Source organism: Streptomyces sp. NPDC048248, from assembly GCF_043201875.1.
Lineage (GTDB): Bacteria > Actinomycetota > Actinomycetes > Streptomycetales > Streptomycetaceae > Streptomyces.
In genome coordinates, this window is sequence record NZ_JBICZL010000006.1 from 380,955 (window position 1) to 396,004 (window position 15,050).

At 70.3% G+C, this 15,050-nt stretch carries 14 protein-coding genes; 7 read left to right on the top strand and 7 right to left on the bottom strand.

Features of this window, described 5'->3' with window-relative positions:
- Positions 1-23: 23 nt before the first annotated feature.
- Positions 24-863 carry an SDR family NAD(P)-dependent oxidoreductase gene (locus ACGFZW_RS15250; protein ID WP_393893563.1) on the bottom strand — a complete coding sequence of 280 codons (840 nt, stop codon included), beginning with the start codon at positions 861-863 and terminating at the stop codon, positions 24-26.
- A gap of 195 nt (positions 864-1,058) precedes the next feature.
- On the opposite strand from ACGFZW_RS15250, the gene ACGFZW_RS15255 reads away from it, so the two are divergent.
- Complete coding sequence (locus ACGFZW_RS15255; protein WP_393893564.1) at positions 1,059-1,778, top strand: exonuclease domain-containing protein; 720 nt, start codon at positions 1,059-1,061, stop codon at positions 1,776-1,778.
- A 142-nt stretch (positions 1,779-1,920) separates the two neighbouring features.
- On the opposite strand, the gene ACGFZW_RS15260 is transcribed toward ACGFZW_RS15255, so the two are convergent.
- Positions 1,921-2,811 carry an aminoglycoside phosphotransferase family protein gene (locus ACGFZW_RS15260; protein ID WP_393893565.1) on the bottom strand — a complete coding sequence of 297 codons (891 nt, stop codon included), beginning with the start codon at positions 2,809-2,811 and terminating at the stop codon, positions 1,921-1,923.
- 508 nt (positions 2,812-3,319) lie between these two features.
- Between ACGFZW_RS15260 and ACGFZW_RS15265 the strand changes: the two genes are divergently transcribed.
- From ACGFZW_RS15265 to ACGFZW_RS15285, 5 genes are all read left to right on the top strand, one after another.
- Complete coding sequence (locus ACGFZW_RS15265) at positions 3,320-4,261, top strand: carbohydrate ABC transporter permease (RefSeq protein ID WP_393893566.1); 942 nt, start codon at positions 3,320-3,322, stop codon at positions 4,259-4,261.
- On the top strand, positions 4,258-5,190 hold the full coding sequence (locus tag ACGFZW_RS15270; protein WP_393893567.1) for a carbohydrate ABC transporter permease: 933 nt from the start codon (positions 4,258-4,260) through the stop codon (positions 5,188-5,190). The genes ACGFZW_RS15265 and ACGFZW_RS15270 overlap by 4 nt, the downstream gene beginning before the upstream one ends.
- The gene (locus ACGFZW_RS15275) at positions 5,190-6,548 is read left to right on the top strand and encodes an ABC transporter substrate-binding protein (RefSeq protein ID WP_393893568.1); all 1,359 of its coding nucleotides are present in this window, start codon (positions 5,190-5,192) and stop codon (positions 6,546-6,548) included. Before ACGFZW_RS15270 ends, ACGFZW_RS15275 begins: the two co-directional genes overlap by 1 nt.
- Positions 6,549-7,065: 517 nt before the next feature.
- The gene (locus tag ACGFZW_RS15280) at positions 7,066-8,268 is read left to right on the top strand and encodes a S8 family peptidase (protein WP_393893569.1); all 1,203 of its coding nucleotides are present in this window, start codon (positions 7,066-7,068) and stop codon (positions 8,266-8,268) included.
- A gap of 523 nt (positions 8,269-8,791) precedes the next feature.
- Positions 8,792-9,904, top strand: coding sequence for a glycosyltransferase family 2 protein (locus tag ACGFZW_RS15285; protein ID WP_393893570.1), 1,113 nt, complete (start codon positions 8,792-8,794; stop codon positions 9,902-9,904).
- A gap of 161 nt (positions 9,905-10,065) precedes the next feature.
- Here the strand turns inward: ACGFZW_RS15285 and ACGFZW_RS15290 are convergent, their stop codons facing one another.
- Positions 10,066-10,269: a hypothetical protein gene (locus tag ACGFZW_RS15290; protein ID WP_393893571.1), complete on the bottom strand. Its 204-nt coding sequence runs from the start codon at positions 10,267-10,269 to the stop codon at positions 10,066-10,068.
- A gap of 459 nt (positions 10,270-10,728) precedes the next feature.
- On the opposite strand from ACGFZW_RS15290, the gene ACGFZW_RS15295 reads away from it, so the two are divergent.
- The gene (locus ACGFZW_RS15295) at positions 10,729-11,172 is read left to right on the top strand and encodes a hypothetical protein (protein WP_393893572.1); all 444 of its coding nucleotides are present in this window, start codon (positions 10,729-10,731) and stop codon (positions 11,170-11,172) included.
- A gap of 67 nt (positions 11,173-11,239) precedes the next feature.
- On the opposite strand, the gene ACGFZW_RS15300 is transcribed toward ACGFZW_RS15295, so the two are convergent.
- The 4 genes from ACGFZW_RS15300 to ACGFZW_RS15315 are packed head-to-tail and all read right to left on the bottom strand — an operon-like array spanning position 11,240 to position 14,877.
- Entirely contained in the window at positions 11,240-12,004 is a 765-nt protein-coding gene (locus tag ACGFZW_RS15300; RefSeq protein ID WP_393893573.1) for a sirohydrochlorin chelatase, read from the bottom strand.
- Between the two features lie 2 nt (positions 12,005-12,006).
- Positions 12,007-12,939 (bottom strand): ABC transporter permease, encoded by a 933-nt coding sequence (locus tag ACGFZW_RS15305; protein ID WP_393893574.1) that lies wholly within the window; start codon positions 12,937-12,939, stop codon positions 12,007-12,009.
- Positions 12,926-13,729 (bottom strand): ABC transporter ATP-binding protein, encoded by an 804-nt coding sequence (locus tag ACGFZW_RS15310; protein ID WP_393893575.1) that lies wholly within the window; start codon positions 13,727-13,729, stop codon positions 12,926-12,928. The genes ACGFZW_RS15305 and ACGFZW_RS15310 overlap by 14 nt, the downstream gene beginning before the upstream one ends.
- Positions 13,730-13,767: 38 nt before the next feature.
- Positions 13,768-14,877: an aliphatic sulfonate ABC transporter substrate-binding protein gene (locus ACGFZW_RS15315; RefSeq protein ID WP_393893576.1), complete on the bottom strand. Its 1,110-nt coding sequence runs from the start codon at positions 14,875-14,877 to the stop codon at positions 13,768-13,770.
- Positions 14,878-15,050 lie beyond the last annotated feature (173 nt).

Genomic DNA, 15,050 nt, shown 5'->3' on the forward strand with positions numbered 1-15,050 from the left:
GGTGCCCTCGGGCGCCGCGGGCCCTACGAGGTCCCCGTGATGCCGCCGTCGACGCGTAGCTCGATGCCGTTGACGTAGTCGGCGAGGGGGCTTGCGAGGTAGGCGACCGCCGCCGCGATGTCCTGCGGGCGCCCCAGCCTGCCGGTGGGGTTGGGCGCGTACTCCGCGACCAGCGCGGCCTCCCCGGGACCGCCGTCGATTTCCACGTCGGACGGGTCCACGGGGCGCGGGGAGTCCCCGCCTCGCGCTGCTTCCCCGCGTTCCCCACGCTGCTCGAACATCCGCTGCATGGACGGCGTGATGATCACCCCGGGACTCACGCAGTTCGCGGTGACCCCGGTGCCCGCGAGGTGCCGGGCCAGACTCGTGGTCATGTTCACCACCGCCGCCTTGGCCGCGGAGTACGTGGCCATGTGGGGCAGCGGGGTCCGCACGGCCCGGCTGCCGATGGTGATCACGCGGCCCCAGCCATGGGAGCGCAGCGACGGCAGCAGGGTCTGGGTGACCCGGACCGTCGGCAGGACGTTCCCCTCGAACGCGGCCCGCCAGTCCGCAGGACGGGCGCTGTCCCAGTCGTGCTCGGTGAACGGGCCCGCGTTGTTGACCAGGATCCGCGCCCCGAAGTCGCGGCCGGTGACCGCGATCTGCTCGGCGACCCCCGGTTCCGTCAGATCCCCGAGCACGACCTCGGCACGTACGCCGCGGAGTGCGATCCGCTCGGCGACGGCCGCGGCGGCCGCCGCGTCCCGGCCGTGGACGAGGATGCTGCACCCCTCTCCGGCCAGGGTCTCGGCGATCGTCGCCCCGATACCCGAACTGCTGCCCGTCACCAGCGCGCCCTGTCCTGCCAGCCGTAGGTCCATGCCGGCCAGCCTAGGCGCGGCGGGCGGTCCGGGGGGCTGTGCGGCGGTGATGGCGGATTCGTGCCGTTTGCGAGGTGCCGCCGGCTTCGTGCCGCGGACGGTTCGCTGCCTTGCGCGGGCTGACGGCCGGGCATTGTCAGTGGTGCGTGCGAGAGTGTCCGAGCAACGGGGGATGTACCACTGAAGGAGGCCGCCATGAGCTGGCATCAGGAGCTGTTGGTCAGCTTCGACCTGGAGACCACAGGCACCGACGTCGAGCAGGACCGCATCGTCACCGCCGCGCTGATCCGGCTGGAGGGGGACGGCCGGGCGGCCGCCACGCAGTCCTGGCTGCTCGACCCCGGCGTCCCGATTCCCGACGAGGCGGCGGCCATTCACGGTATCTCGACCGCCCATGTGCGAGAGCACGGCCGGCCGCCGGCGACCGCGATAGAGGAAATCACCGGGTCGTTGGCCGACGCCCTGCAGGCGGGCATCCCCTTGGTGGTGATGAACGCGCGCTACGACCTTTCCCTGTTGGACCGCGAGTGCCGTCGCCACGGCGTACCGACGCTCTCCGACCGGTTGGGGCGCGCCCCTGCTCCGGTCATCGACCCCCTGGTGCTGGACAAGCACGTCGACCGCTACCGCAAGGGGAAGCGCGCCCTGCAGGCGCTCTGCGGGCATTACGGCGTCCGGCTGGAAGGGGCCCACGAAGCGGGCGCCGACGCCGCGGCCGCGGCCGGCGTCGCCCGGCGCATCGGGGAGAAGTACCCGGCCGTCGCCATCCCGTCCCCGCGCGCCCTGCACGCGCTCCAGGAGGAGGCCGCGGCGGAGCAGGCGGCCTCGTTCCAGGCATATCTGCGGCGCTCCGGCGACCCGGGCGCGATAGTCGAGCCCGCCTGGCCATTGATCCCGTATCAGGTGCGGCGGTAGGCCGCGTCCGGTGATGCCCCGTCGCCCCCGGGCGGGGCGAGAGTTCGCGGTCCGGGGCCCGGGCTGATGCACAGGACACGCCCTGGGGGCCGTTCGGGGACGGCCGCGCGGAGGGATCGGCCCCGAGGACTCTGCCGTTCCCTCAGAACGGATACCACCGGACCGTCGCGTCCTTCTCGCGCAGCGAGGCGATGCGGCGTCGGAACTCCTTGAGCGCTGCCGGGTTTCCGGGCGCGTGCTGGGACACCCAGGCGCAGCTCGCGGTCTCCCGGGAGCCGCGCAGCACCGCGCAGCCCTCCCAGTCCCGTACGTCCCAGCCGTAGACGGACACGAAGGTGTCGTAGGCATCCGCGGCCAGGCCATAGCGGTCCCGGCTCAGGGCCATGACGACGAGATCGTGTTCGCGCAGGTCGGCGGAGAAGGTCTCCAGGTCCACCAGGACCGGGCCGTCGGGACCGACATGCACATTGCGGGTCAGCGCGTCGCCGTGGATGGGGCCGCGCGGGAGGTGCGGCTCAAGTGCCGTGGCGGCCGCCGCGAACGCGTCCCGCCGGCCGCGCAGATACTCCGCGTCCTGCGCCGATACGGCGTCCCCGGCCAGCCGCAGCCAGCGCTCCACCCCACCGAGGAGTTCGCGCCGGGGCAGCGCGAGAGGCGGCTCCGGCAGGGCGTGGACGCGCCGCAACAGTGCCGCGAGATCGCCGGGTCCTGCGGGGCGGACAGCCTCCGGCAGTTGGTGCCAATACGTGACCGGGTGCCCCTCCACCAAGGCGGCCACCGGCTCGGCCGCGCGCACCGCCGGCACGCCTTCGGCCTCCAGCCACCGGGCCACGGCCAGTTCCCGCTCGGCGCGCTCCAGAAGCTCGGCGCTGCGGCCCACCCGTACGACCGGGCCGCTGTCGCCGAGCGCGAAGACGGCGTTCTCGCCGAGCGACAGCAACCTCGCGTCCGCAGCCGCCTCGGGCCGTCCGGCCGCGGCCAGGATGTCGCGGGCGCGGGCCTCGGTGAAGGCGCCGGGGCTCGGATCGGTCATCGTGGTGCCTCCTGCGGTGCGTGATCGCGACCAGTGTCGCAGGTCCGGGGGAGGTGCCCGGCGGGCAGATCCGGTAGGGAAATCGGGCCGGAAGCTTGACTGCGGTCGCGGCCGTCACGACGATGACGGCGACCACCTGCGTCAACGCGCCTCCCGTGCGCGCAACGGGAGGGAACGGGAGCGACCACAGAGCACCACGGGGTGTGGCTCGGCCATGGGGCCGGGCACGGGGGAGGGGGAGACGCGAAGGGGGGAAGGGCGGGCTGACGCGACACATGTGTGCGTCGGCCACGACGCCGACGGGAGACGCCGACGATGTGCCCCCGGGCAGGGCACGCCGGCCTCGGAACGTCACGACCACGACCCTGCCCACGCCTCGCCCATGGCCCTGCCGACGGACGTACCCGCACGTCATCGCGGGAGCCGAGACCGTCGTCCGCACTGAGCAGACCGGGGTGCCGCGTCGCGGGGCGCCGGACCGAGCCGCGTCCCTGAAGGAGCCTCTGCCGTGACCCGAGCGACCGCGCCACAGCGGTCAACCGCAGCGGGCTCGCGCCGCGCCGCGGGACCACGCCGCGACCACGGCGCGTGGTTCCTGGTGCTCCCCGCGCTGATCCCGATCCTGGTGTTGAGCGTCGGCCCGCTGCTGTACGGCATCGGCCTGGCGTTCACCGACGCGCAGTCGGGGCGGACCAGACCCACCCAGTGGGTGGGCCTGCTGAACTTCTCCGACCTGTTCCAGGACTCCCTGTTCTGGGACTCCTTCCGCATCGGCCTGGTGTGGGCCGTCGGTGTCACAGTCCCGCAGTTCTTCCTCGCGCTCGGTCTCGCGCTGCTGCTCAACCTGAATCTGCGGCTGCGCTGGCTGGCCCGCGCGCTGGCGATCATCCCGTGGGCGATGCCCGAGGTCGTCATCGGCATCATGTGGCGGCTGGTCTACCACCCGGACGCCGGCATCCTGAACGAGACGCTGCGCAGTCTCGGCCTTGCCGGAGCGGCCGACGGACGGGACTGGCTCAGCGGTCTGGCGACGGCGCTGCCCGCGGTCATCATCGTCGGCGTGTGGGCCGGTATGCCGCAGACGACCGTCTCGCTGCTGGCCGGCCTGCAGAACGTCCCGAACGAACTGCACGAGGCCGCGTCCATGGACGGCGCGGGCGCCTGGCGCCGCTTCCGCACGGTCACCTGGCCCGCCATCCGGCCGATCGCGCTCGCCGTCACCGCGCTCAACTTCATCTGGAACTTCAATTCCTTCGCCCTGGTCTACGTCCTGACCGACGGCGGGCCCGGCGGCCGGACCCGGCTGCCGATGCTCTTCGCGTACGAAGAGGCCTTCCGCTACGGGCAGTTCGGGTACGCCGCCACGATGGGCCTGGCGATGGTCGCGGTGATCTCGGTCCTGCTGGCCGTCTTCCTCGCCGGCCGGCTGAAGGGGGACGACCACACATGACCCGAGTCAGCCCGGTGAGCGGACCGCCGCACCAGCCGGCCGGGGCGCCGTCACCGCCGGACCCGCAGCGCCGCCCGGCCGGCAAACGCCGGCCGACGGTCAAACGCACCGCAGGCCGCACCGGACAGTACGCCGCCCTGCTGTGCTACCTCGTCTTCCTCGCCTTCCCCTTCCTCTGGCTGATCTCCACGGCCTTCAAGCCCCCACGCGAACTGAGCAGCATCCATCCGACGTGGATCCCCGAGGCGCCGACCCTGGAGAACTTCCGACAGGCCTTCGCGCAGCAGCCGTTGCTGGAGGCGGCGGGCAACAGCCTGCTCGCTGCGGCCGTCTCGGCGGTGATCGCGATCGTGCTGGCGACCCCGATGGCGTACGTTCTGGCGCGCTACCGCAACCGCTTCGCGCGGGCGGCCACCGGCTGGGTCGTGATCAGTCAGGCGTTTCCGCTGGTGCTGGTGATCATCCCGTTGTTCCTGATCCTGAAGAACTTCCATCTCGTGGACTCCCGAATCGGTCTGATCATGGCCTACGTGGTGTGGTCGCTGCCGTTCGCGCTGTGGATGCTGACCGGCTATGTCAGGGCAGTGCCACCCGAGTTGGAGGAGGCCGCCGCGGTGGACGGCGCGGGCCGGGTCCGTACGCTCGTCTCGGTCACCGCGCCCCTGCTGGCACCGGGCATCATCGCCACCGCCCTGTTCGCCTTCATCACTGCCTGGAACGAGTTCTTCTTCGCCCTGGTCCTGCTCAAGTCGCCCGGAAAGCAGACACTGCCGGTGGTGCTGACCCACTTCCTCGGGGCGGAGGGCGTCGCCGACCTCGGTCCGCTCGCCGCCGCCGCGCTCCTCGCCACGCTTCCCAGCCTCCTGCTGTTCGCCGTCATCCAGCGCCGGATCACCGGCGGAATGCTGGCCGGGGCGGTGAAAAGCTGATGCGCGACGACTCCGCAGCGCAAGAGAGTTCCTCGCCGGCCGACCCCGGGGCGCGGCAGCCCGCAGGCGTCCCCCGACGTGGCCTGCTCGCGGCGGCCGCCGCGCTTCCGGCCGCGGCGCTCCTGCCCGGGTGCTCCGATGCCTCGCGGCGGGTGACGGGAGGCCGGATCACCCTGCGCTTCCAGTCACTGGCCTGGCAACAGGACTCCATCAAGGCCAACAAGCAGCTCGTCGCCGAGTGGAACGCGCACCATCCCAAGGCCCAGGTGCAGTACGTCCAAGGCGCGTGGCCCACCGTCCACGACCAACTGCTCACGTCCTTCGAGGGCGGCGAGGCACCGGACATCATCCACGACGCCTCCGACGACCTCGCCGACTTCGCCTACGGTGGCGACCTCGCCGATCTCACCTCCTTGCTGCCCGCCCGGCTCCGGCGGGACATCCCCCGGCACAGCTGGGAGATGGGGACGTTCGACGGCCGGATCTACGGCGTCCCGTTCCTCCAGGAGCCGCGGGTCCTGATCGCGAACCGCACCGTCCTGCGCCGCTCCGGCGTCCGCACCCCCTCCCCTGAACATCCTTGGACGTGGCAGGAGTTCACGGACGCGGCCAAGAGGCTGACCCGCAACGGCACGTACGGCGTCGCCTGGCCGCTGAAGGAACCGGTCTCCGCCACGCTCAACCTCTCCCTGTCCACGGGCGGTCAGGTCTTCCATCGCCGCCCCGACGGCAAGGTGGAGGTGCGCTTCGACGCAGTGGACCAGGTGGTGCCGCGAGCCGTCCACGACCAGGTGAACGTCGACCACAGTGCGCCCCGTACGACCCTGGGGATGGGCGGCTCCGACACCCTGCCCGGCTTCTTCGCGGGACGCTACGCCATGGTGCCCCTGGGGTTCTCCTACCGTCAGCAGATCGCCCAGCAGGCACCCGAGGGCTTCGACTGGACGGTGCTGCCCGCCCCCAAGGGCACCGCTTCGGACCAGGGCGTGAGCCCGCAGACACTCTCGATCGCCGACGCCTGCCCGTACAAGGAGGAGGCGATGGCCTTCATCGACTTCCTCCTCAGGCCACCGAACATGGTCCGGCTGGCGCTGGGGGACTGGATGCTGCCGACAGGTCAGGAAGCGTTGAAGGACCCGGCGCTGCGGTCGACCAAGTACGACTGGGCGACCGGTACCGCGCTGGCGGACTCCCTGCGGCCCGCACCGGCCCAGTCCGTCCGCGGCTACCCGGAATGGAAGGACAAGGTCGCCACCCCCGGCCTCCAGGAGTACTACAGCGGCGCGATCGGCCTGGGCGAGCTGCGCAGGCGACTGGTCAGGGACGGAAATCTGGTGCTGGCTCGCTATCAGCGGTAGCCGGGACGGGGCCGAGTCGGGCGCACGCCGAGTGCACGGGAACGCGCCCGAGGAAGCCGCCCCGTAAGGCGGAACCGCACCGAACCCGACGGTCCGAGCTGCATGAACCGCGGTGAACCGCAAACCCCGGCAGCGGACTTCGCAACACCATGGCCCGATGCCGGAAACGCCGGTCGGCCTCGCTCAATTACGTCCGCCCATTCCACACCTCTTACGTGGCGCGAGTCTGACACATCGAATTCGGTAATCTCGCGCTTACTTCGCGTGACGTCATCTTCTGTTGCGTGAATGTAAAGGGAGTTGAGTCCTCCCGGTTCAACTTGGCCTGTCCTTTTGCCCGGTTCTGCGGGCCTTTGTGATTAAGCAATCTTGTTGTCTATGTCACACGGCCGGGCCGGCCTTGAATTGGACCCGTCAATCAGACAGGGTTTCGAGCCAGCTCGCGGAGATCTTCCGGTCCCCGCGGGCTATTGCGCAACGCTTTCCCCCCACACCACGAACGAGGAGAACCCTCGCAATGGCTCACAAGCGTTCCAGCAAGAAGCGGCTCGTTACGGCGATAACCGCCGCGGTCGCCGCCACCGGCATCGCCGCCGTCACCGCGGTCACCGCCGGTGCCGCTCCTGCCGAGGGCAAGATCTACGGCGCCGAGGCCAAGGGCGCCGTGAACGGCAGCTACATCGTCATGCTGAAGAAGTCGATCCGTACCGCCGAAAGCGGCGACCTCGCCGACAAGTACGGCGGCAAGGTCAAGCGGAACTACTCGTCGGCCATCGACGGCTTCTCGGCGACCGGTCTGAGCGAGGACGAGGCCAAGCAGCTCGCCGCGGACCCGGCCGTCGACAAGGTCGTCCAGAACAAGAAGTTCCACATCGACGGCACCCAGGACAACCCGCCGTCGTGGGGCCTGGACCGCATCGACCAGGCGGACACCGAGGGCGACAAGAAGTACAACTACCCCGACAGCGCGGGTGAGGGCGTCACCGCCTACGTCATCGACACCGGAGTCCGCACCACGCACAAGGACTTCGAGGGTCGCGCCGCCTCCGGCTTCGACGCCGTCGACGGCGACGAGGACGCCACGGACGGCAACGGACACGGCACGCACGTCGCGGGCACCATCGCCGGTGCGGCGCACGGCGTGGCCAAGAAGGCCAAGATCGTGGCCGTCCGCGTGCTGGACGACCAGGGCTCCGGCACCACCGAGCAGGTCGTCGCCGGTATCGACTGGGTGACCAAGAACCACAAAGGCCCGTCGGTCGCCAACATGTCCCTCGGTGGCGGCGCGGACGAGGCGCTCGACGCGGCCGTGCAGAAGGCGATCGCCTCCGGTGTCACCTTCGCGGTCGCGGCCGGCAACGAGTCCAGCGACGCCGGCCAGGGCTCCCCGTCGCGTGTGAAGGAGGCCATTACGGTCGCCTCCAGCACCAACACCGACGAGCAGTCCGACTTCTCCAACTTCGGCAGCGTCGTGGACCTCTACGCTCCCGGCTCCGACATCACGTCGGACTGGAACGACAGCGACGACGGCACGAAGACGATCTCCGGTACGTCCATGGCCACCCCGCATGTCGTGGGTGCCGCCGCGGTCTACCTCGCCGGCCACAAGGACGCCACCCCCGAGCAGGTCTCCAAGGCCCTGACCGAGGGCGCCACCGCCGACAAGATCACCAACCCGAGCGAGGGCACGCCCAACAAGCTGCTCAAGGTCGTCGAGTAGTCAGAGACGCAACACCTCAGCACCACACGCCGGCCGCCGCGCTCGCCCCCACGGGGCGCGGCGGCCGGCGTCGCTGTGCGCGAAGCCGGCCAAGGGCCTTGGGGCGTCGCGCGAACGGGGGCGGGGCACGCCGGGCGATGCCGGGCGTGTGCTGCGCCGCAGAGCGGCGTCCGGCGACGTCAAGCCTCGCCAGGCCGAGCCCGAGTCGAGCGAGCTGCGCCGACCGCGCTCTCCGTGCTCTCTCCTTCTCTCCGCGAGCTCCCGTAAGTCTCTTCTCACCACCGTACGGTGACGCACCGTGGGGATGTCATGCTCCCCTTCCTGCCCCCTGTCTGCCCCTTTCCTGCCCTTCCTCGCTTATCCACAGGAGGGGGCCTCCGGAACCAACTGCGCGCGAACCCCGCTACTTTCGGTGACATGCACGGAGGACTGCCGTTCATCGGCATCAGCACTCTCGTCTACGGCGTGATCGGCCTGATCGCTGTCGTATTCGCCGCGTTCCGCACCACAGGGGGAGTTCAGCATGCACACCGTCACCGTCATCGTGCCCGCTCACAACGAGGAGGAAGGACTCCCGGCCACCTTGCGGTCCCTCGCGGCGCAAACCGTCCCGCCTGACCGCATCCTGGTCGTGGACGACGCATCCACCGACCGTACGGGCGAGGTAGCGGCGTCACACGGAGTGACCGTTCTCCGTCCGCCGGACAACCTCGGCAGCAAGGCGAAGGCGCAGAACTACGCTCTGCCGCTCTGCACCACCGATCTCGTGCTGGCCGTCGACGCGGACACCGTCCTCGCACCCGACTACATCGAAACCGTCGTGCCCGTCTTCGACGATCCCCGCGTAACCGTCGCCGCCGGCACGGTCCGTACCCGCCATACGCACACGATCTGGGAACGCGGCCGGTCCACCGAGTACCTCTTCGGCTTTCACTGGCACCGCCCCATCCAGGCCCGCGCCAACAGCCCCATGGTCTGCTCGGGTTGCTGCTCGGTCTTCCGCCGCGACGACCTCGTCTCCTTCGGCGGCTTCCCCGAGCGCACCATCGTCGAGGACATGGACTACACCTGGTCCCAGCAGATCGCAGGCAGAAAGGCGGTCTACGTCTCCGACGCGGTCGCCCTGGCCGCCGACCCGGAGGACCTCACCTATCTGCGCAAACAGGTCTGGCGCTGGATGGCCGGCTTCTGCCAGAACGTGCGCCTGCACCTCGGACGGCTGATCACCCACAAGCCCTTGCTCGCCCTCTGGGTCCTGCTCGCCCTCCTGGAGATCCTCACCGCGCCCCTCTGGTGGGCAACGCCGTTCGTGGCCGCCGCGACAACGGATCAGCCCCTCCCGATCGTCCTCGCCTGGTGGGCCGGAGCCGAACTTCTCCTGACGACCCCACCACTGATCTATGCCGCGCGCCGGCGCAAACTCCCGCTCGGCGGAGTCTTGTTGAACATCCCCTGCGTCTACGCCACCAAGGCCGTCAACCTCGTCTACGCCTGGAAGGCCCTCATCGTGGAACTTTTTCTCGTTCCGCTCCACCTGTCGCGCGGCCTCACGGTCTACGAGAAGGGCCGGGCCGACTTCCGGCCAACCCGAGCAGCGCTTTCAGGAGCGGGGGTGAGCCGCGGCCCGACCACCTGATGGCGAGAGCCCGGAGCGGCTTGCCGTGTAGCGGAGCGAACGGCCGCATGGAGAAAGGGAGGCCATGCGGCTGTCGGTCTCGACGTCGTAGTCGATGGGCTTGCCCGGCCCAGCCGGGCTCGGGGTGCAGTTTCCGCACCCCTCGCCCTGCCCGGACACGCCTAGGCGCCGGGGTCCAGGTCGGTGACGGCGATCTCCCGGGCGAGCAGCGGCTGGGCGTCATCGCGGGCTCGCAGGCTGTCGAGCATGAGGGCCAGACAGCGATCCGCGTTGCGGCGGGTGAGTTCGGCGCGCAGGCCGAGGGCCGGCCGCAGCAGCAGGGCGATCATCAAGGCCGGATCGTCGGTGTCCACATCCGGGCGCATGTCTCCGTGCCGGAGAGGGTGACAGTACCCGGATGTTGATGCCCGCAGGGATCCCAGCCACAGTCGGCGTCTTGTCCTGCCGCTGCTCTGCGGCCGTGGCGGGCGATAGGTCCACACCCCCGCCGCGTACGAGTCCACCGACTGCGACTCCTCCGGGCATTAGGGGCCGAGCCATCCGGATGTACGGACCGGGCCTCCCGGACGTAGGGACCAAGCCCTCCTGGACGTACGGAAAGGAATAGGGCAGACGGGGCTGCGGCGACAGGCCGGGGCGCACGGCACGGCCGTGTGGGAGGTTTGGGTGTGAGCGATTCAGGAGCGGACGATCGGCGGTATCTCGACTCGCGCCACCGCTTGGCCGCATATTCGGACCTCATTCATGTCCTGTGTCCGGGATGTGGCGGGCGCGCCGTCGTGGTACCGAGGCCCGACCTCCCCGAGCTTCGCTACTGGACGGAAATGCACTACCGGCCGCGACGCCTGTTGTGCCATCTCTGCGGCACGACGAGGGAATGGACGGCTGAACGCCAGGGCAATGCGCTGATCGCGGCGACGCTCGGCGGCCCCGATGACCCGTTCTTCGAACGGCCTCTGTGGCTGCAGACGCCCTGCTGCAACGAGGTGCTGTGGGCCTACAACGGTCGTCATGTCGACGTACTCGAGGCGTACGTGGCCGCCCGCCTTCGCGAACGTGCCGGATACCCGGCCATGAGCATGCTCGACCGGCTGCCGGCCTGGATGAAGAAGGCCCGTCACCGCACGGAGGTTCTCAGGGCGTTGCAGCGTCTGCGGAGCCGGCTTGAACTGAGCGCCCCGAGCGACCGACCGGACGCCGCGCACCCCAGCCGGGGAGGCGCAGCCGCCCGCCCGGTGCGGGCTCCGTACTTCCGGCCCCCGTACTGACGCGGCCTCCGACTCCGGCGTGCATGCGCCCCTGGACAACGCCGGAGGCCCGTCGGCTCTGGGCCCCTCAAGCAACCAGAGTGGGCAGGTCCTGCCGGGACCGGAGGGACTGGGCGTAGCGGCGCAGCAGGAGATGGGCCAGCTCGGGGGCCGCGCCGAGGACGGGGGCGAGGACGTCGGCGCCGGCTTCTCGGGCACCGGCCGCGATGCGGTCGGGCAGGAAGCCGGGAGCTATGACGTAGGGCGCGACGGCCACCCGGTCGACGCCCTCGGCCCGCAGCGCCCGCACGGCGTCCGCCGTGCGGGGAAGAGATGCGGAGGCGAACGCAGGTCGCACGGCACACCAACCAGCGGTGCGCCGCCACTCCCGCGCGGTTTCAGCGATCACTGCGATCGCCTCCGGGTCACTGGAGCCCGCCGAGGCCAGCACGACCCCGGTCGAGCGGCGGTCGCCGGGGCGAACCCCGGCTTCCTCCAGCCGGCGCTCCAACGCGTCGGTCAGGAGGGAGGAAGGGCCGAGGACCTCGGCCTGGTGGACGGAGAGCAGCGGCAGCCGCGACACGGCCTCCCGCAGCGCCGCGGGGATGTCGGACTTCGCGTGGAACGCCCGGGTCAGGAGGAGCGGCAGGGCCACCACGTCCCGCACTCCTTCGGCCGACAGTCGCTCCAGCACGCGGGGCACGCTCGGCGCGTTGAAGTCGAGATAGCCGACCTCGACACGCAGCCCCGGCCGCAGCGCCCGGACCCGCGCGCAGAGCGCGGAGACGGTCGCCGCGTGCCGCGGGTCGCGGCTGCCGTGGGCGATGACGAGGAGAGTGGGACGGGCAGACATGGTCAGCTCTTCACGAGGAGGCCGCGGCTGCGCAGCACGCGCCGCTCGATCGGGGCGAAGATCAGCAGTTCGATACCGATGCCGACGATGAGGATCAGCAGGATCGCGGACAGCACCCAGGACATGTCCTGGAACTCGCGACCCTGCTCCAGGAGCTGGCCGAGGCCGGTGCCCAGCTCGGGCGCGTTGACGATGAGTTCGGCGGCCATCAGGGAGCGCCAGGAGAACGCCCAGCCCTGCTTGAGGCCGGCGATGTAGCCGGGCAGCGAGGCAGGCAGCAGGACATGCCGTACTCCGGCGAGACCGGTCGCGCCGATGGTGCGGCCCGCCCGCAGGTAGAGGGGAGAGATCTGGTCGACGCCGGCGACGAGCCCGTTGGCGATCGAGGGGACCGCGCCGAGCAGCACCACGGCGTAGATCGTGGCGTCGCTCAGTCCGAACCAGATGATCGCGGCCGGCACCCAGGCGACGGACGGCAGGGACTGCAGACCGCTCAGGATCGGCCCGATCGCGGCCCGGACGACCTTCACCCGGGCGACGATCAGCCCGAGCACCGTACCGATGACGACCGAGGCGAGGAAGCCGAGTGCGCCGCGGGAGATGCTGGTCCAGACGTAGCTCAGCAGCGTGCCCTCGAGCCACTTGTCCTGCAGCGAGCGGCCCACCTCGATGGGGCTCGGGAGCAGGTAGTGCTCCTTGAGCTCGAAGTGGTAGGCGAGCTGCCACAGTCCGAGGACGATCGCGATGGCGATGACGGGCGGCAACGCCTTCGAGGCGAGGGTGCGCAGCCATGGCTGCCGGTCGACGACCTTCGATTCGAGGGCGTCCAGTCCGGCCTCCAGACCGGCGAGATCGTTGGAGGAGTCACCGCCGGCGGAGGCCCGGTCGCCGGGCCTTCCGGTGGTGGACTGGTCCTTGGTCTCAGTGCTGGCCATGTCGGCGGATCTCCCCACGGAGCTGTTCGGTGATCTCGACGGAAAGGTCGGCGACGGCGGCGTCCTCGATGCGGCGCGGCTGCGGGATGTCCACCTGCCATTCACGTGCGATCCGGCCCGGGCGGGAGGACAGCAGTACGACGCGCTCCGCGAGCCGTACGGCCTCGCGGACGTTGTGGGTGACGAAGAGGACCGACAGGTTGGTCTCCCGCCAGATACGGGTCAGCTCGTCGTGCAGGACGTCGCGGGTGATGGCGTCGAGCGCGGCGAACGGCTCGTCCATCAGCAGCAGTTGGCTGTCCTGGGCGAGCGCGCGGGCCATCGCGACGCGCTGGCGCATGCCGCCGGACAGCTCGTGCACCCGCTTGCCGTGGGCGCCCTTGAGGCGGACGAGTTCGAGCAGCCGCTCGGCCTCGTCGCGGCGCTCCGCGCGCGGCACACCGCGCAGCCGCAGCGCCAGTTCGATGTTGCGGCCCGCCGTCAGCCACGGGAAGAGCGCGTGCTCCTGGAACATCAGGGCGGGGCGGCCGCCGGGCGTCTCGATGCTGCCGACGGACGGCGCGTCGAGCCCGGCCACCAGGTTGAGGAGGGTGGACTTGCCGCAGCCCGAGGCCCCCAGGAGGCAGACGAACTCGCCCGGCGCGACATCGATGCTGATGTCGTCCAGCACGTGCTGCTGAGCGCCGGGACGGCCGAACGACTTCGAGACATGGTCGATGCGAGCGGCGTACGGCACGGTGGTGCCGGTGTCCGCCGTGGCGGGCTGCTTGGTGAGCGTGGTGGTCGTCATCGGTGTCACCTCCTGGGGACTGCGGTGCTGGGGCGGGACTACTTGCTGCCGAGACCGGCGTCGTCGACCGGCTGCTTGCCCTCGGACCTGAGCACCTTGTTCAGCAGCGTGAGGTCGTAGATGCCCTTGAGGTCGGGCTTCTTCAGCAGGCCGGCCTTGACGGCGTGATCCGCTTCCTCCTGGAGGGTGGCGGCCAGCGGGTCGTCGGTGAGGTCGACGTTCTTGAACGCCGGGTCGATGACCTCGCCGGGCAGCGACTTACCGGAGATGGTGGGGTCGGCGAGCTTGTCGTTGAGCGCCTTCTTCGCCTCGGCAGGGTGGGACCTGATCCAGTCGTTGGTCTTCACCGAGCCGCGCAGCACCGCCTCGACGGCCTTGGGGTGCTCCTTGAGGAACTTCTGCGAGACGATCACGTTCGTGATGACGAACTTGCCGTCCTTCCACAGCTTCTTCTCGTCCAGCAGCGTCTTGCCGCCCTCGGCGACGAGCTTGGAGGCGGTGGGCTCGGGGACCCAGGCCGCGTCGATGCTGCCCTGCCGGAAGGCGGTCGGCGTCACCTTGTTCTCGGTGCGCTGGACGGTGACGTCACCCCTGCCGGTGGTGGCGTCGACCTTGTAGCCCTTTTCGGCCAGGTAGTTCAGGAGCGCGACGTCCTGGGTGTTGCCCAGCTGCGGGGTCGCGATCGTCTTGCCCTTGAGATCGTCCAGGCTCTTGATCTTCTTGGGGTTGACCACGAGCGAGACGCCGCCGGAGGCGGAACCCGAGATGATCTTCAGGCTCTTGCCGTGCGACTTGACGTAGCCGTTGATCGCGGGCGAGGGGCCGATCCAACCGATGTCGATGGCACCCGAGTTGAGGGCCTCGATCTCCGCGGGGCCGGCGTTGAAGACGGAGGACTTCACCGCCGTCCCGCCCAATTCCTTCTGGAACAGGCCCTTCTGGATGCCGACCAGCGGAGTGGCGTGCGTGGTGTTGCCGAAGAAACCGAGCTTGACTTCGTCGAGCCCGTCGGTCTTCGCGCCCTTGGGGGCGATGTCGGCCGCGGTGTCTTTCTTGGCCTGGGAGCCGTAGCCGCAGGCGCCCAGCGCGCCTATCAGGAGCGGGACGGTGGCGGCGGCCGCCAGAAGGCGGAAACGAACGGCAGACACGGGAGGCGTTCCTCTCGGAGGGCCGGGTCGGTTCGCGCCCCTCTAGGGCGCGCCCGGCAGTTCAGTAGATCTTCGGAAGTGGGGTGTGGGGGGCACGGAGTCGAGCATCGTCAGCACACACATCGGCCGACTCCGCCCTGGCCGCTCCCGAGGGCTCCGCTGCCGATGCGGCC

Excerpts from the sequence above, each read along its gene's own strand:
- ACGFZW_RS15250 (WP_393893563.1), bottom strand. The coding sequence starts at position 863 with ATGGACCTACGGCTGGCAGGACAGGGCGCGCTGGTGACGGGCAGCAGT.
- ACGFZW_RS15255 (WP_393893564.1), top strand. The coding sequence starts at position 1,059 with ATGAGCTGGCATCAGGAGCTGTTGGTCAGCTTCGACCTGGAGACCACA.
- ACGFZW_RS15260 (WP_393893565.1), bottom strand. The coding sequence starts at position 2,811 with ATGACCGATCCGAGCCCCGGCGCCTTCACCGAGGCCCGCGCCCGCGAC.
- ACGFZW_RS15270 (WP_393893567.1), top strand. The coding sequence starts at position 4,258 with ATGACCCGAGTCAGCCCGGTGAGCGGACCGCCGCACCAGCCGGCCGGG.
- ACGFZW_RS15275 (WP_393893568.1), top strand. The coding sequence starts at position 5,190 with ATGCGCGACGACTCCGCAGCGCAAGAGAGTTCCTCGCCGGCCGACCCC.
- ACGFZW_RS15280 (WP_393893569.1), top strand. The coding sequence starts at position 7,066 with ATGGCTCACAAGCGTTCCAGCAAGAAGCGGCTCGTTACGGCGATAACC.
- ACGFZW_RS15285 (WP_393893570.1), top strand. The coding sequence starts at position 8,792 with ATGCACACCGTCACCGTCATCGTGCCCGCTCACAACGAGGAGGAAGGA.
- ACGFZW_RS15290 (WP_393893571.1), bottom strand. The coding sequence starts at position 10,269 with ATGCGCCCGGATGTGGACACCGACGATCCGGCCTTGATGATCGCCCTG.
- ACGFZW_RS15295 (WP_393893572.1), top strand. The coding sequence starts at position 10,729 with ATGCACTACCGGCCGCGACGCCTGTTGTGCCATCTCTGCGGCACGACG.
- ACGFZW_RS15300 (WP_393893573.1), bottom strand. The coding sequence starts at position 12,004 with ATGTCTGCCCGTCCCACTCTCCTCGTCATCGCCCACGGCAGCCGCGAC.
- ACGFZW_RS15305 (WP_393893574.1), bottom strand. The coding sequence starts at position 12,939 with ATGGCCAGCACTGAGACCAAGGACCAGTCCACCACCGGAAGGCCCGGC.
- ACGFZW_RS15310 (WP_393893575.1), bottom strand. The coding sequence starts at position 13,729 with ATGACGACCACCACGCTCACCAAGCAGCCCGCCACGGCGGACACCGGC.